Genomic DNA, 24,301 nt, shown 5'->3' with positions numbered 1-24,301 from the left:
GTCCGGGTGGACGGGGGCCTTCGGCGTCAACCAACGGGAGGGACGAAACCGGACACGCGTCACTCATTGGGGTAACGGAGAGCCACCGGAGCCCGACACGCCGCTACGCTCTCGTGCGTGAAGCAACTCGTGCGCCGCATCGGCCAGACCGTTGCGCTGACCCTGCCCGTGATCCTGGTGACCACCGGCACGCTCGCCGTCACCCGCGTGCCCTGGGCCCCGCCCACCGGCCTCGACCAGCAAGTGGTCGCGGCCTCCAGCGGCGACGGCACCATCGGGCGCAGCGCGACCGCCGTGAACACCGACGGCATGTCCCCCAAGGAAGCCCTGCGCACCGACCTGATGGCGGAGCTGCGCAGCCACAACCCGGGCACCGCGCTCGACCTGCTGGAGCGCTCCATGCGGGAGAAGCCCGCGCTCACCCCGTACTGCACCGAGCTGGCCGCCGATCTCGGCCGGGCCGCCGTGCGCAAGTACCAGGGCGACGCACAGCGGGCCCGCAGCTTCGCCCGGCCGGTCTGCGACGGCTCGTTCGCCACCGGCGTGGTGGGCTAGCAGCCTCCCGCCCCGTACCCCGCGTACCCCGCGTACCCCGCATACCCCGCGTACGGGGCGACAGGACGTCAGCTGTCATGCCTGGGCCTATCGTTCAGGCATGACAGCTGACACCGCCTCCACCACAGCCCTGCACTCCCCCGCCGTGACGCAGGCCGTCATCCTGGCCGGCGGCCAGGGCTCCAGGCTCCGTCCCTACACCGACGACCGGCCCAAGCCGCTGGTCGAGATCCCGGGTACCGGTACGCCCATCGTCGGTCACCAGCTGGCCTGGCTCGCCGCCGAGGGGGTCACCGACGTGGTGATCTCCTGCGGCCACCTGGCCGAGGTGCTCCAGGACTGGCTGGACCGGGCCGAACTCCCGCTCAGGGTCAGCACGGTGGTGGAGACCGAGCCGCTCGGCCGGGGCGGCGGGCTGAAGTACGCCGCGAAGGCGCTCCCCCGCCCGGACCAGCCCTGGTACGCCACCAACGGCGACATCTGGACCAGGTTCAGCCTGCGCGAGATGGCCGCCTTCCACCACGAGCGGGACGCCGTCGCGACGCTCGCGCTGGCCCGGCCGCGGATCCCCTGGGGCGCGGTGGAGACCGACCAGTTCGGCAACGTGCTGGACTTCATCGAGGCCCCGCCCTCGCCCTTCCTGATCAACGCCGGCCTGTACGTCTTCGCACCAGGCTTCCAGGACCTGCTGCCGGACGTCGGCGACCACGAGCGGACCACCTTCCCGCAGCTGGCCCGGAGCAAGCGGCTGGCCGGCTACCAGCTGCCGCAGGGCTGCTACTGGCGGGCCATCGACACCGCGAAGGACCTCACCGAGGCGGCCAAGGAGCTTGCCGTCGCGACGAACTGACCACCGGTCAGGGCCCGGCACGGCAGTCCCGGGCGCCGGTCAGGCCCGGCAGGGCAGACTCGGGCGCGGCAGCCCGGCACGGCAGGCTCAGGTGCGGCAGCCCACCACGACGCCGCAGCTCCGGGCACGGCGGCGGGGCTGGTGAGGCCCCGACAGCAGCGCGACCTCCCGTCCGGGTGGACGGGAGGTCGCGCGTGCGGCGGGGCCGCGGATGCCGGGGTGGCCTCGCGCCCGGAGCTACACCACCGGCCGCTCCGCCGAGCCGGGGCCCATGCCCAGCAGCGGGGCGCCCAGCACGCCGCCGAGGATGCCACCGCTGCCGCCCGTACTGGGGGTCGGCTTGGGGGCGGTGCCGGTGCTGGTGGAGCCGCCGGTGGCGCCCCGGTTGCTGGCACCGGCCGGGGTGCCTCCGCCGCCGGTGGCCTTGCTCGGGGTGGGGGCGGCGGCGGGGGTGGAGGCGGCCGGCGGGCGCGCACCGTCGCTCTTGCCGCTGCTGGAGGGCTTCGGCTTGGGGCTGGCACTGCCCTTGCCGGCCGAGGGGGCGGTCGGCGCCGGGGTGGGCTTGGCGGACGGCGGCAGCGGGGCCACCGGCACCGCGGAGGTGGAGGCGCCCTCGCCGGGCCACATCGGCGAACCGAAGTCCGTCGGCGGCTTGGCCGGCACCGGACCGGTCCGTCCGTTGGTGCGGACCGCCGCGCCGAGCATCGACCCGACCAGCAGCGTCAGCCCGACCACCACGGCCGTCAGCACGCCGCCGCGCCGCCGGATCCGGCGGCGGAGCGCGGCCGGGGCGGCGGCGGCGCCGTAGCGGCGCCAGGCGTCCAGCGCGATCCGCCCGTCCAGCGAGCCGAACGGCGCACCGGCGATCAGCAGCGGGCTCCAGGCCACCAGGAACAGCAGGTCGGGGGTGTCGTAGACCGGCACCGCCCGCCAGCTGACGGTGAACAGGAGCGCGGCGGAGAGCAGCATCGCGGCACCGGCCGCGACCCGCTGCCAGAGGCCGAGCAGCGAGAGCACACCGACCACGACCTGGGTGAAGGCGACCGCCAGACCGGCCCCGACCGGGTGGGCCATGGCGAAGTCCAGCAGCGGCTGGGCCACGCCCCACGGGTGCAGGGAGGAGAGCCAGCGCATCATCGAGCCGCGGTCGCCGCCGTCGAAGTACACCGGGTCGCAGAGCTTGCTGAACCCGGCGTAGACCGAGAGCGAGCCCAGCACGATCCGCAGCGGCAGCAGCACCAGCCCCAGGTCGACCTTCCGGCCGGGGTACCAGGCGTGCTTGGAGTCGGCACCGACCGCCGAGACCTCGGGCAGCTCGCCGGCCGGGGACCAGTCCCGCGGCCGGACCGCCGCCGCCGGGGCGGCCTGGGCCGCCGCCGGGGCACCCCGGTAGGTCTGGAGCTGCTCGGTGTCGCCCTCCTCGACCGGGCGGGCCGGGGCCGGCACGGTGTTCAGCCGGACGGCCTCCAGCAGCTGGGTCGCCGCCTGGTCACCGGGCCCGGTCTGGCCGGTCCAGGTGACGGCGGTGACCCGGCCCTTGCGCCGGGTGGCCGCCACCGATCCGGCCAGCGCCGGGACCTGGGCGCCGGCCACCACGACCTGCGGGGTGACCATCGGCCGGGGGGCGAAGCCGGGCGGCAGCCCACCGCTGAGGGTCCCGTACGGGTCCCCGAAGGCGGCGCCGGGCGGGGAGTCGATCAGCGGTGCCACCGGGGCGGCGAGCCTGACCCGGAAGCTGACCTGGGTACTGCTGAGCCGGGCCGGGTCGGACGGCACCTTGACCGTGTTGAGGCCGGGGTCGGCATCTATTCCCGCCATGCCGCCCGGTGCAGGGCGCCGAGGTGTTCTGGTGTCCACACCCGTCTAACCGGGTGACGGCCGGTTAGGACACTCTCCCGGGTGGATTCCTGACGGCAATTGAAGTGATCATGAGTAAACCGATCGGGCCTGGTCAGGCCCGATCGGTTTACCGTTCCAAACGTACGACTGACTCCGAACCCGGTCCCGGGCCGGCGGCCGGTCAGCCCTTCGAGCGCAGCCGGGCCGCCTCGTAGAGCACGATGCCCGCCGCGACACCGGCGTTCAGCGACTCGGTCAGACCGGACATCGGGATCCTGACCCGGATGTCACAGGTCTCCGAGACCAGCCGGGACAGGCCCTTGCCCTCGCTGCCCGCGACGATCACCACCGGACCGGTCAGCGCGTCCAGGTCGCCGATCTCCGCCTCGCCGTCGGCCGCCAGGCCGACCACGATCAGGCCGGCCTTCTGGTACGCCTCCAGCGCGCGGGTCAGGTTGGTGGCGCGGGCCACGGGCAGGCGCGCGGCAGCGCCCGAGGAGGTCTTCCAGGCGCCGGCGGTCATCCCGGCGGCGCGCCGCTCGGGGATCACCACGCCGTGCGCCCCGAAGGCGGCGGCCGACCGGACCACGGCACCGAGGTTGCGCGAGTCGGTGACCCCGTCCAGCGCGATCACCAGCGCGTCCTCGCCGTTCTCGGCGGCGTCGGCCAGCAGGTCGTCCGGGTGCGCGTACTCGTACGGCGGCACCTGGAGCACCAGGCCCTGGTGGTTCATCCCGCCGGTCATCTGGTCCAGCTGCGGGCGCGGCGCCTCCATCAGCGGGACGCCCCGCTCGTTGGCGGCCTGGAAGGCCTCGCGCACCCGGTCGTCCGAGTCGATGAACTGCTGGACGTAGAGCGCGTTGGCCGGCACGCCGCCCTGCAGCGCCTCGACCACCGAGTTCCGGCCGAACACCAGCTCGGCCGAGCCGGCGCCACCGCGACCGCCCCGGCCGCCACCGCCGGCCCGGCGCATGCCGGCCCGCGACTTGGCGTCCATCTCGCGCTTGGTGGCGGCGTTCGCCTGCCGCTGCTTGACGTGACCCTTCCGGGCCGAGGCGGGCGGGGTCGGGCCCTTGCCCTGGAGCGCCTTCCGGCTGTGGCCGCCGGTACCGACGGACGCGCCCTTCTTGGATCCGGGGTTGCGTCGGTTCCTGCGCTGGCTGTTGCCGGCCATGGCTGTACTTCCCTTGTCTGTCTCGCCCGCCCCGGCGACGACCGTCGGCGGCGGGCTCTGCGTCGTGCGGGTGGGCCGCACCGGTGAAGGTACGGCCCACCCGCGCCCCGAGGTCGGGGCTACTGGTTGTTGAGCGTCCAGCGGGAGCCGGTCGGGCCGTCCTCGACGGACAGCCCGGCCTGCGTCAGCCGGTCGCGGATCGCGTCCGCGGTCGCGAAGTCCTTGCGGGCCCGGGCGGCCTGCCGCTGCTCCAGCACCAGGCTCACCAGCGAGTCGACCACCGGGCGGAGGTCGTCACCGCGCTCGGCACCGGCCCACATCTCGTCCAGCGGGTCGAGACCCAGCACACCGAGCATCGCACGGACCTCGGCGAGCCGCGCCACCGCGTTCTCCTTGTCGTCCGCCGTGAGGGCGCTGTTGCCCTGGCGGACAGCGGTGTGCACCACGGCCAGCGCCTGCGGGACGCCGAGGTCGTCGTCCATCGCCACCGCGAAGGCCAGCGGCACCTCGGGCGCCGCGTCCACCGGCCCGCAGACCTCGACCGCGCGCTCGATGAAGTTCTCGATCCGGGCGAAGGCGGTCTCCGCCTCGCGCAGGGCCTCCTCGCTGTACTCGATCATCGACCGGTAGTGCGGGGCGGCCAGGTAGTAGCGGAGCACGATCGGACGCCAGCGCTGGACCATCTCGGAGACCAGCACCGAGTTCCCCAGCGACTTGGACATCTTCTCGCCGCTCATGGTGACCCAGGCGTTGTGCACCCAGAAGTTGGCGAAGTCGTCGCCGAACGCCTTGGACTGGGCGATCTCGTTCTCGTGGTGCGGGAAGATCAGGTCCAGCCCGCCGCCGTGGATGTCGAAGGCGGTGCCCAGGTACTTGTGCGCCATGGCCGAGCACTCCAGGTGCCAGCCCGGTCGGCCCCGGCCCCAGGGGGTCTCCCAGCTGGGCTCGCCCTCCTTGGCCTTCTTCCACATCGCGAAGTCGCGCGGGTCCCGCTTGCCGGTCTCGCCGGCCGACTCGGGCTGCCGCAGGTTCTCCAACTCCTGGTTGGAGAGCGCCAGGTAGTCCGGGTAGGTAGTGACGGCGAAGTAGACGTTGCCGTCCGACTCGTAGGCGTGGCCGCGCTCGATCAGACCGCGCATCATCTCGATCATCTCGGGCACGTGCCCGGTGGCCCGCGGCTCGATCGAGGGCGGCAGGCAGCCCAGCGCGTGGTAACCGTCGGAGAAGGCACGCTCGTTGACCGAGGCGACCTGCCACCACGGGACGCCCTGGATCTGGCCCTTGGCGATCACCTTGTCGTCGATGTCGGTGACGTTCCGGACGAAGGTGACCTGGTAGCCGCGGTAGCCGAACCAACGGCGCATCACGTCGAAGTTGAGGCCGGACCGGATGTGTCCGATGTGCGGGGGCGCCTGGACGGTCGCGCCACACAGGTACATCGAGACACAACCCGGTACGAGCGGGACGAAGTCGCGTACCTGGCGGGTGCTGGTGTCGTACAGGCGAAGGCTCACAGCGTCAAGCGTAGTGGGCGGCGGGGGGTGCCCCGCCACCTTTCCGTCATGGTCCTGTCGAATTCAGAGGTTCCCGACCGCCTTGCGGGCCGTCAGACGGCACACCACCCGGACGTCCCCGGGGCCGTCGAAGCCGTAGTCCTCACCCCGGTACTTCCGCGACAGCTCGTCGATCAGCTCCCGGCCGCCCTCCCGGGTCATCGCCACCTCGCCGCGCAACTCCAGGTAGGTGTACGGCGCCTCGGGCGGGTTGACCAGCAGGGTCACCCGGGGGTCGCGCACCATGTTGAGGTGCTTGCGGCGGCCCTCGACGGTGGAGAACAGCACGTCGTCCCCGTCCCGGGTGACCCAGACCACCGACGACTGCGGACTCCCGTCGGGCTGCACGGTGCTCACCACCGCGAAGGTCTTCCCGTCGAACCGCGCCCTGGCCTGCTCGGAGAGCTCAACGGCCATCCCGTACACCTCTTCCCGTGGAGTGCCCCCGGGGAACGCTACTGACCGCCGTGCCCCGCAGGGCAGTTGAACACCCGTCAGCCATCCGATCGGACCAACCGGCGTCAGCCCGTGCGTTTCATCAGCGCCACCGTCAGCCCCACCCCGGCGACCACGCTGGTCCTCGTCCGGCCGCTCCGCCAACCCCGGAGGGCGGTCACGAAGGCGACCGGCGAGGCGGCCGCCCCCGGCGGGACCGGCCGGCCGAATCAGTACCGGCCTCAACTCACCCGGTACACCAGGGCGGTGGCGATCGCGGCCAGGCCCTCGGCCCGACCGGTCAGACCGAGGCCGTCGGTGGTGGTGCCGGAGACCGAGAACGGGGCGCCGACGGCGGCCGACAGCACCGCCTGGGCCTCCGCCCGGCGCTTGCCGACCTTCGGGCGGACACCGATCACCTGGACGGCCACGTTCCCGATCTCGAAGCCCTCGGCCCGGACGATCCGGGCCGCCTCGGTCAGCAGCGTGACGCCGGAGGCGCCGGACCACTCCGGGCGGTCGGTGCCGAAGTGCGCCCCCAGGTCGCCGACCCCGGCGGCCGAGAACAGCGCGTCGCAGGCGGCGTGCGCGACCACGTCGGCATCGGAGTGCCCGGCCAGCCCGTCCCCGGCGTCGGGCCACTCCAGGCCGGCCACCCAGAGCGGGCGCCCGGCCTCGAAGGCGTGCACGTCGGTGCCGATCCCGACCAGCGGGACCAACGGAGCGTCAGAAGCCATCGGAGGCCCTCCTGCGGGCGAGCACGGCCTCGGCGAGCACGAGGTCCAGCGGACGGGTGACCTTGAACGCCTCTTCGTGGCCAGGCACGACCACCACGGGGCCGCCGTAGTGCTCGACCATCCCGGCGTCGTCGGTGACGGTGAGCTCCGGCTCGGCCAGCGCCCGCTCGTGCACCTCGGCCAGCAGCTCCCGACGGAAGCCCTGCGGGGTCTGCACCGCACGCAGCGCGGAGCGGTCCGGGGTCTCCAGCACCGGCTCCGGCCGCCCGCCCGGCTGCGGCTCGACCCGCTTCACGGTGTCCGCCAGCGGCACCGCCGGCACCACCGCCCCGGCCCCGGCCCGTACGGCTGCGGCCACCGCGTCCACCACCTCGACGGGCACCAGCGGCCGCGCCGCGTCGTGCACCAGCACCACCGGCACGTCGGCCGGGATCGCGGCCAGCCCGAGCCGCACCGACTCCTGCCGGGTCGCCCCGCCCGCCACCACCCGGACGTCCTTGCCGTCCAGCCCGTGGCTGTCCAGCAGCCCGACCACCTCGGCCACCCCGTCCGGCGGAGCGGCCACCACCACCAGCCCGACCGCCCGGCTCCGGGCCAGCGCCCGGACCGCGTGCACCAGCAGGGGCACCCCGCCGAGCTCCCGCAGGGCCTTCGGGGCCCCGGGCCCCAGCCGCTCGCCCCGCCCTGCGGCGGGGACCACGGCCGCTGCGACTGCTGCCGTACCGTTCAGGATCTCGCTCCTTCGGCGCTCTGGTGCATCCATGTTTCGCGCCCTCGGCGCGGTGGGTATGGCCACTGGCGAAGCCGAACGAGGCGTACCGGTCCCCTTCCGAAGCCGGCCCGCCACCCGTTCGTCCTCACACCGAGTGACCGGGGCGGCCCGCCCCCGGGTACGCCGAAGCGCCCGTGCTGCCGGACCGCACCGGGGCCACGTTACGTGACCACGGTGAGTGCACCGGCATCGGGCGCTTCGAACCGCGGTGGACCGCTTACGAGGCCAGGACCTCGTCGAGCAGCGTCTCCGCCTTGTCCTCGTTGGTGTTCTCCGCGAGCGCGAGCTCGCTGACCAGGATCTGGCGTGCCTTGGCGAGCATCCGCTTCTCGCCGGCCGACAGACCGCGCTCCCGCTCGCGACGCCACAGGTCGCGGACGACCTCGGCAACCTTGATCACATCGCCGGAGGCGAGCTTCTCGAGGTTCGCCTTGTACCGGCGGGACCAGTTGGTGGGCTCCTCGGTGTACGGGGCGCGGAGCACCTCGAACACCCGGTCCAGGCCCTCCTGGCCGACGACGTCACGCACGCCGACGAACTCGGCGTTCTCCGCAGGGACGCGGAGCGTCAAGTCTCCCTGCTGCACCTTCAGCACCAGGTAGGTCTTGTCCACACCTTTGATCTGGCGAATCTCGATGGCCTCGATGAGCGCGGCCCCGTGATGGGGGTAGACCACCGTGTCGCCAACCTTGAACGTCATGTGACAGGACCCCTTCCGTGGCTTACCAGAATAACACGGTTCGCCGTCCACCCGAAGGGCGTTTTCGCAGGTCAGGGCCGGTCTCAGGGCTTGACAACGACCCCTTCGGCATGCTGCGACCGATGTTCGACGCGGCCTTCCCGCAGGTCGGAGGCGGTCTGCACACCTGACGAAACCTCTGGCAACACTCCCGAAACCATGATTGGATCATGAGTTTTTGCCGCATGCGCGTGCGGGACGTGCTCACGGCACCCGAAGGGCGGCTCGGGGCGCGACACGGGGCCACCCCGTGATGAGCGGATATGTGCGGTCGGTAATCTGAGCCTGACCACCGATCAGATACCCAAGGAGATGCCGCCGCCGTGAGCCGCAGCCTTCGTCGCGGCGCGATCGCCGCCGTCGCCCTCGCCGCGATCCTCCCGCTGTCCGCCTGCGCCGCCGGGAACACCCCGGACACGCTGCAGATCAAGCCGGACAACGCCTCGACCTCGATCGGCACCACCCTCAAGCTCAACAACATCGTGGTGGTGACCGCGCCGGGCGCCAGTGAGGAGCACCCCGGCCCGGCCAACGTCACGGTGAACATCAGCAACAGCGGTTCCCAGCCGGAGACCCTGAAGTCGTTGGAGCTGGCCGAGGGCGGCGCCGCCACCTTCACCGACGCCAAGGGCGCCCCGCTCTCCGAGGTCGTCATCCCGGCCGGCGGCGCGGTGCTGCTCGGCGGCGAGGACCAGCCGGTGGCCAGGGTGGCCACCGCCAAGGTCCGGCTCGGCGGCAACGCCCCGGTCTCCTTCACCTTCGGCGCGGCCGGCAAGGTCGCCGCCGAGGCCCAGGTGCACACGGCGCAGGGCATGTACCGGCCGTTCGGCCCGTCGGTGGCGCCCAAGGTGCCCGCCGCCGGCGCCTCGGCCTCCGCGTCGGCCGGCGCTTCGGCCACCGCCACCGCTTCGCCCTCGGCTTCGGCCGGTGCCTCGGCGACCGCCTCCACCCCGGCCGCGCCGCCGGCGGCCAGCCCGAGCGCGAGCGCCGGCGCGCACTGACGCCGCGTCAGCACGGCCGAAGGCCCCCGCTCGGATCGATCGAGCGGGGGCCTTCGGGTGCGCGCGGTGCGGTTTACGGCTCGAACTTGTAGCCCAGGCCGCGGACCGTGACCAGGTAGCGCGGCGCGCCCGGGTCCGGCTCGATCTTGGCCCGCAGGCGCTTCACGTGGACGTCCAGGGTCTTGGTGTCACCGACGTAGTCGGCGCCCCAGACCCGGTCGATCAGCTGCATCCGGGTGAGTACCCGGCCCGCGTTGCGCAGCAGCATCTCCAGCAGGTCGAACTCCTTGAGCGGCAGGTCGACCTTGGCGCCGTCCACCGTCACCACGTGGCGGTCGACGTCCATCCGGACCGGGCCGGCCTCCAGCGCGCCGGGGCCGCTGTCGACGGTGCCGTCGGCCTCGCCGCGGCGGCGCAGCACGGCGCGGATGCGGGCCACCAGCTCACGGGTGGAGTAGGGCTTGGTGACGTAGTCGTCGGCCCCTATCTCCAGGCCGACCACCTTGTCGATCTCGCTGTCCTTGGCGGTGACCATGATCACCGGGACGTTGGAGCGCACCCGCAGCTGGCGGCAGACCTCGGTGCCGGGGAGCCCGGGGAGCATCAGGTCGAGCAGCACCAGGTCGGCGCCGTTGCGTTCGAACTGCTCCAGCGCGTCGGGGCCAGTGGCGGCGATGGCCACCTCGAAGCCCTCCTTGCGGAGCATGTACGACAGGGCGTCGCTGAACGACTCCTCGTCCTCGACCACCAGTACACGGGTCACGAGCGGGCCTCCGGGGCAGGAAGGGGGTTGGGCTTGGGGATGGGGTGCTGCTGTTCCTCGACCGGGGGTTTCCCGGCCGGGAGCCGAACGGTGAAGGTGGAACCCTGGCCCTCGACGCTCCACACGGAGACGGTGCCGCCGTGCGAGGCCGCCACGTGCTTGACGATGGAGAGGCCGAGGCCGGTTCCTCCGGTGGCCCGGGAGCGGGCCGGATCGACGCGGTAGAACCGCTCGAAGATCCGCTCGCGGTCCGTCTCGGAGATGCCGATGCCCTGGTCGGTCACCGAGATCTCGATCAGTTCGCCGTCCGCCTCACCGAGGGCGGCGGCGCTGGAGATGCGCCGGGTGGCGATGGCCACCCGGGTGCGCGGAGGGCTGTAGTTCACGGCGTTCTCGACCAGGTTGCCGAGGGCGGCGGCCAGCTGGCCGCGGTTGCCGTGCAGGTAGAGGCCGCCGATGCCGCCGGCCGCGATGTGGATCTGCTTGGCGGCGGCGGGCTGGCGGCAGCGGTCGATCGCCTCGGCGATCAGGGTGTCCACCGCGACCGGCTCCGGGTCGACCAGCAGCTGGTCGTCCTGGACCCGGGAGAGGTCGATGATCTCCTGGACCAGGCTGGCCAGCCTGGTCGCCTCGATCTGCATCCGGCCGGCGAAGCGCTGCACGGCCTCGGGGTCGTCGGAGGCGTCCGCGACGGCCTCGGAGAGCAGTGAGAGGGCGCCGACCGGGGTCTTGAGCTCGTGCGAGACGTTGGCCACGAAGTCGCGGCGGACGGCCTCGATCCGGCGGCGCTCGGTGCGGTCCTCGACCAGCACCAGGACCAGCCGGGAGCCGAGCGGGGCGACCCGGACGGAGACCGCGAGCGGCTCGCTCGGGCGGGCCACGCCGGGCTTGGGGACCTCCAGCTCGACCTGGCGGATCTCGCCGTCGCGGCGGGTGGCCCGGGCCAGCGAGAGCATCTGCTCGACCGCCACCGCGCCACCGCGCACCAGGCCCATCGCGTAGGCGGCGGAGCTGGCCTTGACCACCTCGTCGCCCTCGCCGAGCACGATCGCGCAGGAGCGGAGCACCGAGAGCACGGTGTCCACTCCGGGTGGGAGGGGTGATTCCTGGGCGGGGAGTCCGCCCGATCCGTTCTTCCCGCCTCCGCTGCCCGCACGCGCCTGCTCCCGCTCGCTCCAGCGGAAGGCGATCGCGGCCGTGAGACCGACCCCGAGCCCGGCTATGGCGCAGGCTGCGGCGGCGGCCACATTCACGTCCATGTGGCCAGCGTAAGCGCATCGCGGCGGCGCACCCCACGGGTGCGATCAAGGGATCGGCCGCACGTTACCGAGAATTCACCTCGAAGCTCCCGCCGGTTCACCACACCGGCCGTGCGTGGTCGCCCGAACGGCCCAGGGTGAGTTGCACAGCCCGTGCGGGCGGTGGCGGCACTACGATGCGGCCACCAGCAGCGGCCGTTCCGATCTTCCTACGGTACGGCCGGTCGGCACCGCCACCGACACAGCTACTGAGGAGAGCACAGCAATGCGCGACGCGTACCACGAGGAACTCGACTCGATCAGCGACAGCCTGGTCGAGATGGCACGGCTGGTCGGCTCGGCCATGGGCCGGGCCACCACCGCGCTGCTCGACGCCGACCTGGAACTGGCGGAGAGCGTGATCGCCGCCGACGAGAAGATCAACGCGCTCCACCACGACCTGGAGAACCGCGCGATCGACCTGCTGGCCCGTCAGCAGCCGGTCGCCACCGACCTGCGGATCGTGGTCACCTCGCTGCGGATGAGCTCGGACCTGGAGCGCTGCGGCGACCTGGCCCGGCACGTGGCCAAGGTGGCCCGGCTGCGCTACCCCGAGACGGCCGTCCCGAACGACCTGCACCCGATCCTGCTGGAGATGGGGCAGCTCGCCCAGCGGCTGGTGGCCAAGGCCGGCCTGGTGATCGCCACCAAGGACGTGGACAAGGCACTGGAGCTGGAGCAGGACGACGACGCGATCGACGCCCTGCACCGCGAGCTGTTCTCGCACCTGCTGGACGACCGCTGGCAGCACGGCATCGAGACCGCCGTGGACGTCACCCTGGTCGGCCGGTACTACGAGCGGTTCGCCGACCACGCGGTCTCGGTGGCCAAGCGCGTGGTGTTCCTGGTGACCGGTGAGCACGCGGGCGAGTTCGTGCCCCTGACCGAGGTCGAGGGCTGACCGCACCACCCGGACCGGGCGTGAGGGGCGGAGCGGGGGCGCACGGGAGGGCGATCTCCCCGCCCCCGCACGCCTGTTGACGGCGTGTCACCGGGGGGGCTTCACTCATGGACGGGGACACACCGCCGTGTGCACCCCCGGTGCCCTGCCGAGGAGGCCCAGCGCGATGAAGGCGACCACAGCCCCCCACACCCCGCCGCCGAGCTCCGTCACCCCGACGGCTGCCCGGCTGCTGCCGGTGCTCTCCGCCACCTGCGGCTGCGGCCCCGGCTGCGGCTGCGGCTGCCAGTCCGGCGCGCCCTGCCAGTGCGGCGGCGCCAGCGGTGGCTGCTGCGGCGGCCACTGACCCTGCTCCTCCTCCGGTCCCGTCGGCCGGGCGCCCCTGACCTGCCGGGGTGCCCGGCCGACGTACGTCCCGGGGTCCTGCCGGACCGTCAGAACTGCAGGTCGACGCAGGAGTAGAACGCGTTGGTGGTGTCCGCCACGTCCCAGACCGCGAGCAGCACGTGGTGACCGGTCAGGCCGGCCGGGAGCGGCACGCTGTGGGTCAGGGTGCTCGGCGGCTGCTGGTTGTTGCCGGGCACGGTGAGCAGCGGGGTGAGGTTGAGGTTGCTCCGGCTGAGCGCGGTGGCCGCGTTGTAGCCGGACTTGGTGAGGTAGTAGCGGTACGAGGAGGTGGCGTGCCGGGCGGTGAACTTCCAGGTGAAGTTCTGCCGGGAGCCCGCCGTCACCTTGGTGGTCGGCCAGGCCCCGTTGCGCGGGTTGTCGAGTTGGGCGAAGCGGCTGTTGCCGCCCGCGCAGAGCTTGCCGTCGGCCGGGCCGGAGTTCGGGAAGCCCTTCGGCCCCTCGACGCTCTGCGGCTCCCACTGGATGTCGCCGCAGTTGGTGACGGTGCCCGCCGCGCAGAGCGCGGCCCGGCTGGGCGGGCCGGTGACGTACCCGTGCGAGTAGGCCGGCAGGGCGGTCGCGACCGGGACCGCGACGGCCGCCACCAGGGCGCCGACGAGATGACGCTTGCGCATGGTGCTCCTTCCGACTCGGCTCCGGGCAGGCCGGAGCGAGCTGTGGGGGTGGATGGAGTACTGGGCCGCGCACGCCGGTCCGTGGGGGGATCTTGGCGTGCTCGTGCCACTGGTCCATACCATAGGAGCGCCTCGGGAGACCGTCAATGGTCTGAACCACCGTGATACGGAGGCGAGTTGACGAGGAAACGGCCCCACCCGTGCGACGGGTGGGGCCGTTGATGCAGACCGGGAGGCGCGTGCGTCAGCTCGCCTTGACGGTGATCAGGGTGGTCTCGTTCCGCCCCCCATTGGTGGCCTGCCCACCGAGCTGCAGGCTGCCCACCGCCGTCGCGGTGAACTTGGACAGCCGCAGCACGGCCTGGCTGCCCGAGCAGGCGACCGTACCGAGCGAACCGCGCTCGGCGGAGCCGGACTTGGTCCAGGAGAAGGCGATCTGGTCGCCGGACTTGCAGCCGTTGTACGTCACCGTCAGCGCCCCGCCGGTGGTGACGGTCTTCGGCTCGGCGACCAGGCTGCTGGCCGGCTGGGTGTTGTGGGTCTTGCTCTTGCTCTTCTTCTTCTTGCTCGAACCGCACGCCGCCAGCGTCAGCACCAGCAGCACGATGAGCGCACCCACCATGGACTTCTTGACCATCGGTCCCCCCGTAGTCCTCGTCTCGAAAGCCCACAGGATAACGGCCCCCCTCCCGTCCGGGAGGGGGGCCGTCGGAAGCCGGAGCCGGAGCGTTACTTCTTGCCCTGGTTCTTGACCGCCTCGATGGCGGCGGCGGCGGCGTCCGCGTCCAGGTAGCGACCGCCCTTGGTGACCGGCTTGAAGTCGGCGTCGAGCTCGTAGACCAGCGGGATGCCGGTCGGGATGTTCAGGCCGGCGATGTCCTCGTCGGAGATGCCGTCGAGGTGCTTGACCAGGGCGCGCAGGCTGTTGCCGTGCGCGGTGACCAGGACGGTCTTTCCGGCGGCCAGGTCGGGGACGATGGCGTCGTACCAGTACGGGAGCATCCGCTCGACGACGTCCTTGAGGCACTCGGTGGCCGGGCGCAGCTCGCTGGGGATGTCGGCGTAGCGGGCGTCACCGGCCTGCGAGTACTCGGCGTCGTCGGCCAGCACCGGCGGCGGGGTGTCGTACGAGCGGCGCCACAGCTGGAACTGCTCCTCGCCGAACTCGGCCAGGGTCTGGGCCTTGTCCTTGCCCTGGAGGGCGCCGTAGTGACGCTCGTTCAGCCGCCAGCTGCGGCTGACCGGGATCCAGTGGCGGTCGGCCTTGTCCAGGGCGATCTGCGAGGTGCGGATCGCGCGGCGCAGCAGGGAGGTGTGCAGTACGTCGGGGAGGAAGCCCTCGGCGGCCAGCAGCTCGCCGCCGCGCGCGGCCTCCTTCTCGCCCTTCTCGTTGAGGTCGACGTCGACCCAGCCGGTGAAGAGGTTCTTCTGGTTCCACTGGCTCTCGCCGTGACGGAGCAGGATCAGTCGGTAGGTCGTGTCAGCCATGGGGCTCAGCTTAATAGAGGCGGATAACGGCTAGCCGGGACCAAAGTCCGCCGGTAATGTTCACTTCGCAGATGAGCCACTTACATTACCGCCCAGCGGTCATCCGTCCTGCCCGGGTACCGCTGAGCGGTCCCTCACGCCGCCCGGGAGCCCCCACATGCCCTCCCTTCACCGCCTCTACGTCTCGGTCACCGAGACGGGTCGTGGACTACCCCGTCAGTTCTGGTGGCTCTGGGCCGCCACCCTGGTGAACAAGCTGGGCGGCTTCGTCGTCCCGTTCCTCTCGCTGTACCTGACCGTCGAGCGCGGCTGGTCGGCCGCGTACGCGGGCCTGGTCGCCTCGCTGTTCGGGCTCGGCTCGGCCATCGCGGCGATCGGCGGCGGGGTGCTCACCGACCGGATCGGCCGCCGGCCCACCCTGCTGGCGGCGCAGCTCGGCACCGCCGTGTCGGTGGCCGTGCTGGGCTTCACGGACGGCCAGGTGGCGATCGCGGCGGTGGTCTTCCTGGTCGGCCTCAGCAGCAACGCGTCCCGCCCGGCGATCTCCGCGATCATCGCCGACGTGGTGCCCGCCGCCGACCGGGCCCGGGCCTACGCGCTGAACTACTGGGCGATCAACATCGGCTTCGGCGCCTCCGCCGCCGTGGCCGGCCTGATCGCCGCCCACGGCTACCTGACGCTCTTCCTGCTGGACGCGCTGAGCACGCTGCTCTGCGCGGTGCTGGTCTTCGTGAAGGTGCCGGAGAGCCGACCGGTGGCGGCCGTCGCCGCCGAGGGGCCGGCCGGGTCGGCGGCCGGGCTCGGCCGGGTCTTCCGGGACAGCCGGTTCATGGCGGTCTTCGGGGTGAACCTGCTGCTCGCCCTGGTCGCCCAGCAGGGCTCCACCACCCTGGCCGTCGACATGGGGCAAGCCGGGGTGCCCGCCTCCCAGTACGGCCTGGTGATCGGTCTGAACGGGGCACTGATCGTGCTGCTCCAACTGCCCGTCACCCGGCTGATGGCCGGCCGCAACCGGACCGGCCTGCTGGTGGCCAGCTCCCTGCTGATCGGGTGGGGCTTCGGCCTCACCATGTTCGCCGGGTCCTCGGCCTGGTTCTTCGCCCTCACCGTGGCGATCTGGACGATCGGCGAGATCGTGAACGCCCCGACCATGATGGCGCTGGTCGCCGAACTGGCCCCGGCCGACGCGCGCGGGCGCTACCAGGGCGTGTACTCGCTCTCCTGGTCGCTGGCGATGTTCCTCGGCCCGGCGGGCGGAGCACTGCTGCTCCAGTACGGCGGCGGGGTCGCGGCCTGGGGCACCTGCGCGCTGCTGGGCACCGCTGCGGCAGCGGGCTTCCTGCTGCTCGGGCGGGGGCAGCGCCGACGGGCCGGCTCCGTCGCGGCGGAGGAGCCGGCCAAGGCGCTGGTCTAGTCGGCCTCGGGCGCGGCGGGTGCGGCGGGGGTCACGGGCTCGGCGGGGGTCGCGAGGTGGGTGAACGCCTCCAGGTTGCGGGTGGACTCGCCGCGCTTGGTGCGCCACTCCCACTCGCGGCGGATGGCGGTGGCGAAGCCGAGTTCGAGCAGGGTGTTGAAGGGCTCGTCGGCGGCCCCGAGCACGGTGCCCAGCAGCCGGTCCACCACCTCGGGCGTCAGCGCCTCCAGGGGAAGGCGCCCGGCCAGGTAGACGTCGCCGAGCGCGTCGATCGCGTACGCGACGCCGTACAACTTGGTGTTGCGCTCCAGCAGCCAGCGGTAGACCGCCTCGTGGTTCTCGTCGGGACGGCGGACCACGAAGGCGTTCACCGAGAAGGTGTGGTCACCGACCCGCAGGGCGCAGGGGGTCGCCAGCTTGCGGGTGCCGGGCAGCGTCGCGACCAGCGTGTACGGGTCGGTCGCGGCGGGCTCCCAGGCCACGCCCGCCTCGTCCAGGGCGGTGCGGAGCAGGGCCAGGGCGTCGTCCTTGGTGAGGGTTGCCATGGGGCAGACGTTACTCGGGGGTATGCCGCAGCCCTCGCCTGACTCCCCGTCACGCCGCGGCGGAACGGACCGGTACCGACCCGGCGGCGCAGCCCGGATCGTGACGCCGGGTCGTGACGCCGCACCGGGACGGCGGGTCAGGCCAGGCGGAGGCCGGCCAGCAGGGACGGGGCGTGCTGCATGGCGGCGGCGTAGACCTCGGCGGTGCGGCCGGCGGCGCGGTCCCAGCCGAAGGCGGCGGCGTGGGCGGCGGCGGCCCGGCCCTGACGGTGCACCAGCTCACGGTCCGTCACGTACGGGCGGAGCGCACGGGCCCAGTCCTGCGGGTCGTGGCCGGGCACCAGGGAGCCGGTGCGGCCGTCCCGCACCGCGACCGGGAGGCCGCCGACCGCAGCGGCCACCACCGGGGTGCCGCAGGCCTGGGCCTCCAGGGCGACCAGGCCGAACGACTCGCTGTAGGAGGGCATCACCAGCGCGGTGGCGGCCCGGTACCACTCGGCCAGCTGCTGCTGGCCGACCGGCGGGTGGAAGCGGACCACGTCCGAGATGCCCAGCTGGGCGGCCAGCTTCTGCAGGCTCTCCGGCTTGGCCAGGCCGGTGCCGGACGGCCCGCCGACCACCGGTACGACCAGCCGGCCGCGCAGCTCCGGCTCGCGCTCCAGCAGCACCGCGACCGCCCGCAGCAGCACGTCCGGCGCCTTGAGCGGCTGTATCCGCCCGGCGAACAGCAGCACCGCCGCGTCCTGCGGCAGCCCCAGCCGGGCCCGGGCGGCGGCGCGGGCGTCGGCGGGGCCCGGGCGGAAGACGTCGAGGTTGACACCCGGGTGCACCACGGCCAGCTGGTCGGGGCGGGCCGCGTAGTGGAGGGCCAGCTCCTCGGCCTCCTCCGCCGTGTTGGCGATCAGCCGGTCGGCCGCCTCGACCACCTGGCTCTCGCCGATCTCCCGGGCGGCCGGCTCGGGGGTGTCGCCCTCGGCCAGCGCGGCGTTCTTGACCTTGGCCATGGTGTGCATGGTGTGCACCAGCGGCACGCCCCAGCGCTGGGCGGCCAGCCAGCCGACCTGACCGGAGAGCCAGTAGTGCGAGTGCACCAGGTCGTAGTGGCCGGGCCGGTGCCCCGCCTCGGTGCGCAGCACGGCGTGGGTGAAGGCGCAGAGCTGGGCCGGCAGGTCCTCCTTGAGCAGCCCTTCGTAGGGGCCCGCCGTGACGTGCCGGACCAGCACGCCGGGGGCCAGCTCCACGGTGGGGGCGTCGTCCGAACTGATGGCGCGGGTGAAGACCTCGACCTCGATGTCGAGGGCGGCGAGGCGCTTGGCCAGCTCGACGATGTAGACGTTCATCCCGCCCGCGTCGCCGGTGCCCGGCTGGTGCAGGGGGGAGGTGTGGACGCTCAGCATGGCGATCCGGTGCGGGCGGCGGCGGCCGACCAGGCCCTGCAGGCGGCCCAGCGAGGGCGGGAGCAGGGGGGCACGGCGTGCCGCCGTACGGGCGGGGTGCTTGGTCACCTGGCTAGCCTCCTGTCGCTCCCCTGGGCACCACGCGTCCGGCCCTTGGGCATTCGTCCAGGCCTACAACCACCCGAACGCCGCGTCGCATTCCCGCTTGCCGGAAAGTGGCCGGAGATGGTGCGTCCTCGCAGGTCGGTGCGGAGGTGTCGGCGCGGGGCCGGGTGGTGGGGCGCGGCGGTGCCGGTGCCGGGTGCCGGGCCGGGTGGCGGGGCGGGTGCCCCGGATAGGCTGCGGGCATGGTCGCGCCGTCCGTTCCGCACAGCTCTCCCGCCCGGGGCCGGGGCTCCGGGCCCGAGGGGACGGTGACCCGGGGGACGACGGGCACCAACCGGCTGCGCCGGATGGACCGCTGGATCGCCCACACGCTCGGCCCCGCGCTGCGCGCCGCCGAGCAGCCGCCGACCGCCGTGGACCTGGGGTACGGGGCGGCGCCGTGGACGGCCGTGGAGCTGTCGAACCGGCTGCGCGCGGTCCGCCCGGACGTCCGGACGGTGGGCGTCGAGATCGAGCCGGAGCGGGTCACGGCGGCGCTGCCGTACGCCGAGCCGCCGTTGCTGACCTTCCGCCGGGGCGGCTTCGAGGTGCCGCTGGACGGCAAGGGCGGGGCGCTGCTGATCCGGGCGGCCAACGTGCTGCGGCAGTACGAGGAGGCCGCCGTCGGCCCGGTCTGGGAGCGGCTGTGCGGCCGGTTGGCGCCGGGCGGACTGCTGGTGGAGGGCACCTGCGACGAGATCGGGCGGCGGCACGTCTGGGTGGCGCTCGGCCCGGAGGGGCCCCGGACGGTGACCTTCGCCGCCCGGCTGGCCGGGCTGGCCCAGCCGTCCGAGCTGGCCGAGCGGCTGCCGAAGGCGCTGATCCACCACAACGTGCCGGGCCGCCCGGTGCACGCCTTCCTGACCGACCTGGACCGGGCCTGGTCGGCCGCCGCCCCGTACGGCGCGTTCGGCGCCCGGCAGCGGTGGATCGCCACCTGCCGTTCGCTGTCCGGCAGTTGGCCGCTGGCGGATGCCCGGGGGCGCTGGCGGCAGGGCGAGATCACCGTGGAGTGGCCGGCCCTGGCACCGTGACGCCCGGGCGGCGGGGCGGCGGAGCGGCGTGACACCGCATCGGCAGGGCGGAGCGACAGAGCGCCGTGACGCCGCATCGGTGGGGCGGAGCGACAGAGCGCCGTGACGCCGCATCGGCGGGATGAGGTGACGGAGTCTCAGCCGGTCGCGTCGAGCGCGTGCCGGAAGACCTCGTGGGCCTCCGCCCCGAACAGCACGAAGCGCACCTCCGTCAGCTCCGGGTGCTCCGCCACCGCCTCCCGCACCGCCGCGACGGCGATCCGGGCGGCGTCGGCGAGCGGCCAGCGGTAGACGCCGGTCGAGATCGCCGGGAAGGCCACCGTCCGGGCACCGAGCCCGGCCGCCACCCGGAGCGACTCGCGGTGGCAGGAGGCCAGCAGCGCGGCCCGCTCCTCGTACTCCTCCGGCAGGTGGACCGGCCCGACGGTGTGTACGACCCACCGGGCCGGGAGGCGGCCTGCCGTGGTGGCCACCGCCTGGCCGACGCCCAGCCCCCGCCCGTACCGGGAGGCCCGCAGGGCCCGGCACTCGGCCAGGATCTCCGGCCCGCCCCGGCGGTGGATCGCGCCGTCGACGCCGCCCCCGCCGAGCAGCGAGGAGTTGGCCGCGTTCACCACCGCGTCCACCCGCTGCGTCGTGATGTCACCCTCGACCGACGTGATGCGCGTCACCGTCCTGCCCTTCCTGAAGGTCCGTCACCGGTCCATACCAGAATCGTTCCTCCCGAGGCCAGCGCATCGTCCCGGTGGCGTGGTGATAGCCACAGAGCCGCCCGTCAGCCGGAGGAAAGGGCTCCGTCCGCGTTATGGTCACCGAAGCTCCCCGACACCCGGTGCCGACCGGGCACCACACGGCTGGCCCAGCCGTTGCGCTGTCGGGGAGAGGGAGGACCGAGCCAATGCCCGCAACGGGAGACGGGCGGGCGCCAGTCGCCCCGCCCCGGCCGGGCGCCGTCGCCGAGGCGCGCGGTGGACGCGCGGAGCGGTCGGCCGCCGACCGGGCGTCGGCGGCCGGGGCGCCCGTCGGCATGCCGATACCGCACCCCCGGGCCAACGGGGGCGAGCAGCCGTTCCGGCTGCTGGTGATCGAGAACGACTACACCGACGCGGCCTTCCTGGAGCAGTTGGTGGCCGAGTCCGGCGCCCCGATCGAGCTGCACTGGGCCCGGGGCGTGCCCTCCGCCGCGGACCGGCTGGCCGGACCGCCCGTCCCGCCCGGGCCCGGCCGCCGGATCCCGGCCCGGCCGCGCGAGCCGGAGTTCAGCTGCGTCCTGCTCGACCTCGCCGACCCGGCCGACCAGACCGGCCCGCTCCAGGGCCTGGACGGTCTGCGCGAACTGCTCCGCCGGGCCCCGCAGACGGCGGTCGTGGTGCTCACCGACGCCGCCGGGGCCGAGCTCGGCGCGGCGGCGGTGGCCGCCGGGGCGCAGGACTTCCTGATCCGCCATCAGACCGACGGGCCGCTGCTGGCCCGCGCCCTGCGGTACGCGGTCGAGCGCCGCCGGGCGGACGAGTCGCAGCGCCGGCTGGTCGAGGCCGAGCTGCGCGGCCAGGAGAACGCCCGCCTCCAGCGCCACCTGCTGCCCACCCCGCTGCTGGACGGCGCCGGGCTCTCTTTCACCCGCCGCTACCGCCCCGGCCGCAGCCGGGCGCTGCTCGGCGGCGACTTCTACGACGCCGTGCGCACCGACGACGGGACCGTGCACGTGGTGATCGGCGACGTCTGCGGGCACGGCCCGGACGAGGCGGCGCTCGGCGTCGCACTGCGGATCGCCTGGCGCTCGCTGGTCTTCGCCGGGCTGACCGGGCAGACCCTGCTCACCACCCTGCAGCACGTGCTGGAGCACGAGCGGCGCAGCGACGAGATCTTCGCGACGCTCTGCCTGCTGGTGCTCTCCCCGCCCTCGGCGGAGGGCCCGGCGGTCGGCGTCGAGCAGGCCCGGATGTACCTGGCCGGCCACCCCGCCCCGCTGCTGCTGAGCCGGGACGGCACGCCCGCCCTGCTCCCGGCCGAGGAGGCCGGACCGGCCCTCGGCCTGCTGCACTGCGACGACCCCGGGGCCGCCTGGCCCACGCAGGAGCTGACGCTCCGTCCGGGCTGGAGCCTGCTGCTGTACACCGACGGCCTGATCGAGGGCCGGGTCGGCGCCGGATCGCGGCGGCTCGGCCAGGACGGGTTGATCGGTCTGATCGCCGACCACCAGTCGGGCGGGCTGACCCGGGGCCGGCTGGTGGACAGCGCCATCGCCGAGGTCGAGGAGCTGAACGGCGGGGCGCTCGCGGACGACGTGGCGGTGCTGCTGCTGGAGCGTCAGCCGGTGCCGGTGATCATGGGCTGAGGCCCCGCACGCAGGACGGAGGGCGGGCCCGGCCGGGCCCGCCCTCCTGTCGCTTCCGCTCGCTCCCGGTCGCTCCCGGTCGCAGCCGAGCCGCCCGGGTCAGTCCCGAGGGGTCGTCACCAGGGGCCGTACGGCCCGTTGTTGCTCCGGCTGCCGTTGCCCCGGCCGTCCGTGAGCTGCTTGATCGCGGGGCGGACGTCCACCGTGTAGACGATCGAGGCCACCAGACCGATCAGCGTCAGCGGGCTGAACACCGAGGCTCCGAGCAGCAGGTCGAGCGCGAGCGAGGCACCCGTGACGGCCAGCCAGAACGGCTTGGTCTTCTTGTCCGCCGCCCGGTACGCGTCCTCACGTCTGGTCACCGCGTCGCCGAAGGCGAAGACCTTGAACGCGATGATCGCGATCGACAGCCACCACTCCGGGCTCAGGAAATGCAAGCTCAGGATGTTCACCACTGCTGCCGCCTCCTCACTGTGATCAGGACTGCCTTCCGGGCACTACCGTCGCCCATGGTGGCACGGCAGGGCGGCCGTGCCCGGCTCAACGAGCCGGACCGCCCGGATGTGCCCGGACCGGACCGGGTTCACACCCGTCCGCGCCCGTTCTCACTCGGCGTCGGCCGGCGCGGCCTTGGGCTTGCGGGTGCGCGGGGCGCGCTTGGGGGCCGCCGCCTCGGGCTCCGTCTCCACCTCGGGCTCGGGCTCCAGGTCGAGCACCACGGGCTCGGGCTCGACCACCTCGGCCTCGACGACCTCCTCCGGCGCCCCGGGCTCCGGCTGCGGCTGGTTCTTCTCCACCACGGTGCGGCCCCGGACGGCCAGCTCGTCGTAGGCCTCCTTCGCCTTGACCGCCAACTCCAGTGCCAGGCCGACCTGCTGGAGCGCCAGGCCCTGCACCTTCTCCTGAAGGCCCTTCAGGTCGGAGGGCAGCCCGCCGACCGTCTCGGTCACCTTGGCCTGCGCACCGACCAGCTTCGCCCCGGCCTCCTGGAACGCGGCGGCGGCCTTCTCCTGGGCCCCCTTGCGGTCGGCGGCCAGCGCCTCCACCCGGCCCGGCACCTCGCGCAGCTTCTCGTACGCCAGGTCGCCCGCGCCCGCGAGGGCGTAGAGCGGCGTCGGGTCGCTCAGGGTCTTCTTGATCTCGTCACCGATCGGCATGGCCGGTCCTCTCCTCCGCTGTTGCGTCTGCTGTCCGCACTGTCGCTCCTGCCGCTCCTGCCGCTCCCGGCGGCGTGGCGGCGGGCTGCTCCTGGTTCTCCTTCAGGAACGCCTCGTACACCGCGAGCAGCGCCTGCTTCTGCCGCTCGCTGATCGACGGGTCCGCCAACACCGCCGCCCGCACCCCGGGGGTCTCCCCCGGGCCGGCCTCCGGACGCTCGTCCAGGATCCCGGCCTGCACGTACAGGGTCTCCGCCGAGATCCGCAGCGCCTTGGCGATCTGCTGCAGGATCTCCGCGCTCGGCTTCCGCAGCCCCCGCTCGATCTGGCTCAGGTAGGGGTTGGACACGCCTGCGGCATCGGCGAGTTGGCGCAGCGAGTACTGCGCGTTCCGCCGCTGCTCACGGATGTACTCCCCGAGCGAGCCCACGTTCAGTGAAGCCATGGCAGCAGTCTGCACGGCCGTGCTTGCAATTGCAAGCACGGTGCTAGCGCGAGCATGCACCGCCTCTGCGCCCGTGCACGCGAGTCGGCCGGTCCGCGCGGCCTTGTCGGCCGGAGGCTCAGGGCCGGGTCGGCCTGGTGACCGGCAGGCGGGACCGGGCGACGTTGCGGATGCGCCGGGTCCGGCCGCCCTCGGCCAGTGCCGCCAGAGCCGCCTCGGCCGCGGACTTCTCGGCAATGTGGAGCTGAAGCCAGTTGGAGGCCGCGAGCAAGGCCTCGGCGTCCCACGGCTCGCCCATGGTCATCGCCCGGAGCAGGGTCCACTCGCGCAGGCGGCGGGCGGCGAAGTCGTCCACCGCCACGGGGTCGGTCATCTCCAGGGACCAGGAGGGGTAGCCGGGGTCCGTGAGGAGCGCGGCGGCGCGGCGGTCGAGGTACTCGCAGACGGCGCTGTTGGCCATCGACCCATCGGGGTCGGTGAGCACGCGGGAGACCAGGGCAGCCGCGTCCTCGGGGGTCACCTCGGCGAACGCCCTGCGGTAGCGGGCGAACCGCACGTGCTCGTCCGGATCCCAGTCCGGGTCACCAACCGACACCGCACCGCTCACCCTCGTCACCCCTCCAGCTGCTGAAGGCGGGATTCTGCCACAGCCGCCCACCCGATCAGGGCGCGGTGCCGACCACCGCGATCAGCGCCGGAA

Annotated in this window: 27 protein-coding genes; 8 read left to right on the top strand and 19 right to left on the bottom strand. The window is 73.4% G+C overall.

Features of this window, described 5'->3' with window-relative positions; all coding sequences use genetic code 11:
* Window positions 1-117: 117 nt before the first annotated feature.
* Together ACIRBX_RS09055 and ACIRBX_RS09050 are read left to right on the top strand one after the other, a co-directional pair.
* The gene (locus ACIRBX_RS09055; protein ID WP_402294831.1) at window positions 118-555 is read left to right on the top strand and encodes a hypothetical protein; all 438 of its coding nucleotides are present in this window, start codon (window positions 118-120) and stop codon (window positions 553-555) included.
* A 100-nt stretch (window positions 556-655) separates the two neighbouring features.
* Window positions 656-1,405, top strand: a complete 750-nt coding sequence (locus ACIRBX_RS09050; RefSeq protein WP_402294830.1) for an NDP-sugar synthase — start codon at window positions 656-658, stop codon at window positions 1,403-1,405.
* A gap of 237 nt (window positions 1,406-1,642) precedes the next feature.
* Here the strand turns inward: ACIRBX_RS09050 and ACIRBX_RS09045 are convergent, their stop codons facing one another.
* From ACIRBX_RS09045 to ACIRBX_RS09015, 7 genes are all read right to left on the bottom strand, one after another.
* Complete coding sequence (locus ACIRBX_RS09045; RefSeq protein WP_402294828.1) at window positions 1,643-3,223, bottom strand: DoxX family membrane protein; 1,581 nt, start codon at window positions 3,221-3,223, stop codon at window positions 1,643-1,645.
* Between the two features lie 202 nt (window positions 3,224-3,425).
* Complete coding sequence (gene rlmB / locus ACIRBX_RS09040) at window positions 3,426-4,418, bottom strand: 23S rRNA (guanosine(2251)-2'-O)-methyltransferase RlmB (RefSeq protein WP_402294827.1); 993 nt, start codon at window positions 4,416-4,418, stop codon at window positions 3,426-3,428.
* 119 nt (window positions 4,419-4,537) lie between these two features.
* Complete coding sequence (gene cysS, locus ACIRBX_RS09035; protein WP_402294825.1) at window positions 4,538-5,932, bottom strand: cysteine--tRNA ligase; 1,395 nt, start codon at window positions 5,930-5,932, stop codon at window positions 4,538-4,540.
* A gap of 63 nt (window positions 5,933-5,995) precedes the next feature.
* Window positions 5,996-6,388: a PPOX class F420-dependent oxidoreductase gene (locus tag ACIRBX_RS09030; protein ID WP_402294824.1), complete on the bottom strand. Its 393-nt coding sequence runs from the start codon at window positions 6,386-6,388 to the stop codon at window positions 5,996-5,998.
* A 260-nt stretch (window positions 6,389-6,648) separates the two neighbouring features.
* Entirely contained in the window at window positions 6,649-7,143 is a 495-nt protein-coding gene (gene ispF, locus ACIRBX_RS09025) for a 2-C-methyl-D-erythritol 2,4-cyclodiphosphate synthase (RefSeq protein ID WP_402294822.1), read from the bottom strand.
* A complete protein-coding gene (ispD, locus tag ACIRBX_RS09020; RefSeq protein WP_402294820.1) occupies window positions 7,133-7,906 on the bottom strand; it encodes a 2-C-methyl-D-erythritol 4-phosphate cytidylyltransferase in 774 nt (257 codons plus the stop codon). Before ispD ends, ispF begins: the two co-directional genes overlap by 11 nt.
* A 226-nt stretch (window positions 7,907-8,132) precedes the next feature.
* On the bottom strand, window positions 8,133-8,615 hold the full coding sequence (locus ACIRBX_RS09015; RefSeq protein WP_030244332.1) for a CarD family transcriptional regulator: 483 nt from the start codon (window positions 8,613-8,615) through the stop codon (window positions 8,133-8,135).
* A 362-nt stretch (window positions 8,616-8,977) separates the two neighbouring features.
* Between ACIRBX_RS09015 and ACIRBX_RS09010 the strand changes: the two genes are divergently transcribed.
* Window positions 8,978-9,655: a DUF461 domain-containing protein gene (locus ACIRBX_RS09010; protein ID WP_402294818.1), complete on the top strand. Its 678-nt coding sequence runs from the start codon at window positions 8,978-8,980 to the stop codon at window positions 9,653-9,655.
* Window positions 9,656-9,728: 73 nt separating this feature from the next.
* On the opposite strand, the gene ACIRBX_RS09005 is transcribed toward ACIRBX_RS09010, so the two are convergent.
* On the bottom strand, window positions 9,729-10,418 hold the full coding sequence (locus ACIRBX_RS09005) for a response regulator (protein ID WP_402294816.1): 690 nt from the start codon (window positions 10,416-10,418) through the stop codon (window positions 9,729-9,731).
* Complete coding sequence (locus ACIRBX_RS09000; protein ID WP_402294815.1) at window positions 10,415-11,677, bottom strand: sensor histidine kinase; 1,263 nt, start codon at window positions 11,675-11,677, stop codon at window positions 10,415-10,417. The genes ACIRBX_RS09005 and ACIRBX_RS09000 overlap by 4 nt, the downstream gene beginning before the upstream one ends.
* Window positions 11,678-11,942: 265 nt before the next feature.
* Here ACIRBX_RS09000 and phoU point away from each other — a divergent pair, with 265 nt between their 5' ends.
* Window positions 11,943-12,617, top strand: a complete 675-nt coding sequence (gene phoU / locus ACIRBX_RS08995; RefSeq protein WP_402294813.1) for a phosphate signaling complex protein PhoU — start codon at window positions 11,943-11,945, stop codon at window positions 12,615-12,617.
* 166 nt (window positions 12,618-12,783) lie between these two features.
* Entirely contained in the window at window positions 12,784-12,963 is a 180-nt protein-coding gene (locus tag ACIRBX_RS08990; protein WP_402294811.1) for a hypothetical protein, read from the top strand.
* An 88-nt stretch (window positions 12,964-13,051) separates the two neighbouring features.
* On the opposite strand, the gene ACIRBX_RS08985 is transcribed toward ACIRBX_RS08990, so the two are convergent.
* From ACIRBX_RS08985 to ACIRBX_RS08975, 3 genes are all read right to left on the bottom strand, one after another.
* Window positions 13,052-13,639 (bottom strand): lytic polysaccharide monooxygenase, encoded by a 588-nt coding sequence (locus tag ACIRBX_RS08985; RefSeq protein ID WP_402294809.1) that lies wholly within the window; start codon window positions 13,637-13,639, stop codon window positions 13,052-13,054.
* 244 nt (window positions 13,640-13,883) lie between these two features.
* A complete protein-coding gene (locus ACIRBX_RS08980; RefSeq protein WP_402294807.1) occupies window positions 13,884-14,276 on the bottom strand; it encodes a hypothetical protein in 393 nt (130 codons plus the stop codon).
* Between the two features lie 92 nt (window positions 14,277-14,368).
* The gene (locus tag ACIRBX_RS08975) at window positions 14,369-15,127 is read right to left on the bottom strand and encodes a phosphoglyceromutase (RefSeq protein ID WP_402294805.1); all 759 of its coding nucleotides are present in this window, start codon (window positions 15,125-15,127) and stop codon (window positions 14,369-14,371) included.
* 157 nt (window positions 15,128-15,284) lie between these two features.
* On the opposite strand from ACIRBX_RS08975, the gene ACIRBX_RS08970 reads away from it, so the two are divergent.
* Window positions 15,285-16,541: an MDR family MFS transporter gene (locus tag ACIRBX_RS08970; RefSeq protein WP_402294804.1), complete on the top strand. Its 1,257-nt coding sequence runs from the start codon at window positions 15,285-15,287 to the stop codon at window positions 16,539-16,541.
* Here ACIRBX_RS08970 and ACIRBX_RS08965 read toward each other — a convergent pair.
* The gene (locus ACIRBX_RS08965; protein WP_402294802.1) at window positions 16,538-17,086 is read right to left on the bottom strand and encodes a YbjN domain-containing protein; all 549 of its coding nucleotides are present in this window, start codon (window positions 17,084-17,086) and stop codon (window positions 16,538-16,540) included. The genes ACIRBX_RS08970 and ACIRBX_RS08965 overlap by 4 nt on opposite strands.
* 137 nt (window positions 17,087-17,223) lie before the next feature.
* Window positions 17,224-18,549, bottom strand: coding sequence for a D-inositol-3-phosphate glycosyltransferase (gene mshA, locus ACIRBX_RS08960; protein ID WP_402295279.1), 1,326 nt, complete (start codon window positions 18,547-18,549; stop codon window positions 17,224-17,226).
* A 281-nt stretch (window positions 18,550-18,830) separates the two neighbouring features.
* On the opposite strand from mshA, the gene ACIRBX_RS08955 reads away from it, so the two are divergent.
* On the top strand, window positions 18,831-19,661 hold the full coding sequence (locus ACIRBX_RS08955) for a class I SAM-dependent methyltransferase (protein WP_402294801.1): 831 nt from the start codon (window positions 18,831-18,833) through the stop codon (window positions 19,659-19,661).
* 137 nt (window positions 19,662-19,798) lie between these two features.
* Here ACIRBX_RS08955 and ACIRBX_RS08950 read toward each other — a convergent pair whose 3' ends face one another.
* Complete coding sequence (locus tag ACIRBX_RS08950) at window positions 19,799-20,332, bottom strand: O-acetyl-ADP-ribose deacetylase (RefSeq protein WP_402294799.1); 534 nt, start codon at window positions 20,330-20,332, stop codon at window positions 19,799-19,801.
* A gap of 227 nt (window positions 20,333-20,559) precedes the next feature.
* Here ACIRBX_RS08950 and ACIRBX_RS08945 point away from each other — a divergent pair, with 227 nt between their 5' ends.
* Complete coding sequence (locus ACIRBX_RS08945) at window positions 20,560-21,999, top strand: PP2C family protein-serine/threonine phosphatase (RefSeq protein ID WP_402294798.1); 1,440 nt, start codon at window positions 20,560-20,562, stop codon at window positions 21,997-21,999.
* A 116-nt stretch (window positions 22,000-22,115) separates the two neighbouring features.
* Here the strand turns inward: ACIRBX_RS08945 and ACIRBX_RS08940 are convergent, their stop codons facing one another.
* The 4 genes from ACIRBX_RS08940 to ACIRBX_RS08925 form a co-directional block, all read right to left on the bottom strand.
* Complete coding sequence (locus tag ACIRBX_RS08940) at window positions 22,116-22,445, bottom strand: DUF2516 family protein (RefSeq protein WP_402295276.1); 330 nt, start codon at window positions 22,443-22,445, stop codon at window positions 22,116-22,118.
* Window positions 22,446-22,604: 159 nt separating this feature from the next.
* The gene (locus tag ACIRBX_RS08935; protein WP_402294796.1) at window positions 22,605-23,156 is read right to left on the bottom strand and encodes a hypothetical protein; all 552 of its coding nucleotides are present in this window, start codon (window positions 23,154-23,156) and stop codon (window positions 22,605-22,607) included.
* Window positions 23,143-23,601 carry a helix-turn-helix domain-containing protein gene (locus ACIRBX_RS08930; protein ID WP_402294794.1) on the bottom strand — a complete coding sequence of 153 codons (459 nt, stop codon included), beginning with the start codon at window positions 23,599-23,601 and terminating at the stop codon, window positions 23,143-23,145. Before ACIRBX_RS08930 ends, ACIRBX_RS08935 begins: the two co-directional genes overlap by 14 nt.
* 118 nt (window positions 23,602-23,719) lie before the next feature.
* Window positions 23,720-24,196, bottom strand: a complete 477-nt coding sequence (locus ACIRBX_RS08925; RefSeq protein WP_402294792.1) for a hypothetical protein — start codon at window positions 24,194-24,196, stop codon at window positions 23,720-23,722.
* Window positions 24,197-24,301: the final 105 nt, after the last annotated feature.

The organism is Kitasatospora sp. NPDC096147 (assembly GCF_044763225.1).
Taxonomy (GTDB): Bacteria; Actinomycetota; Actinomycetes; order Streptomycetales; family Streptomycetaceae; genus Kitasatospora.
Note: the sequence above shows the minus strand (reverse complement) of the source record. Positions and strands in the feature narration are given on the sequence as shown.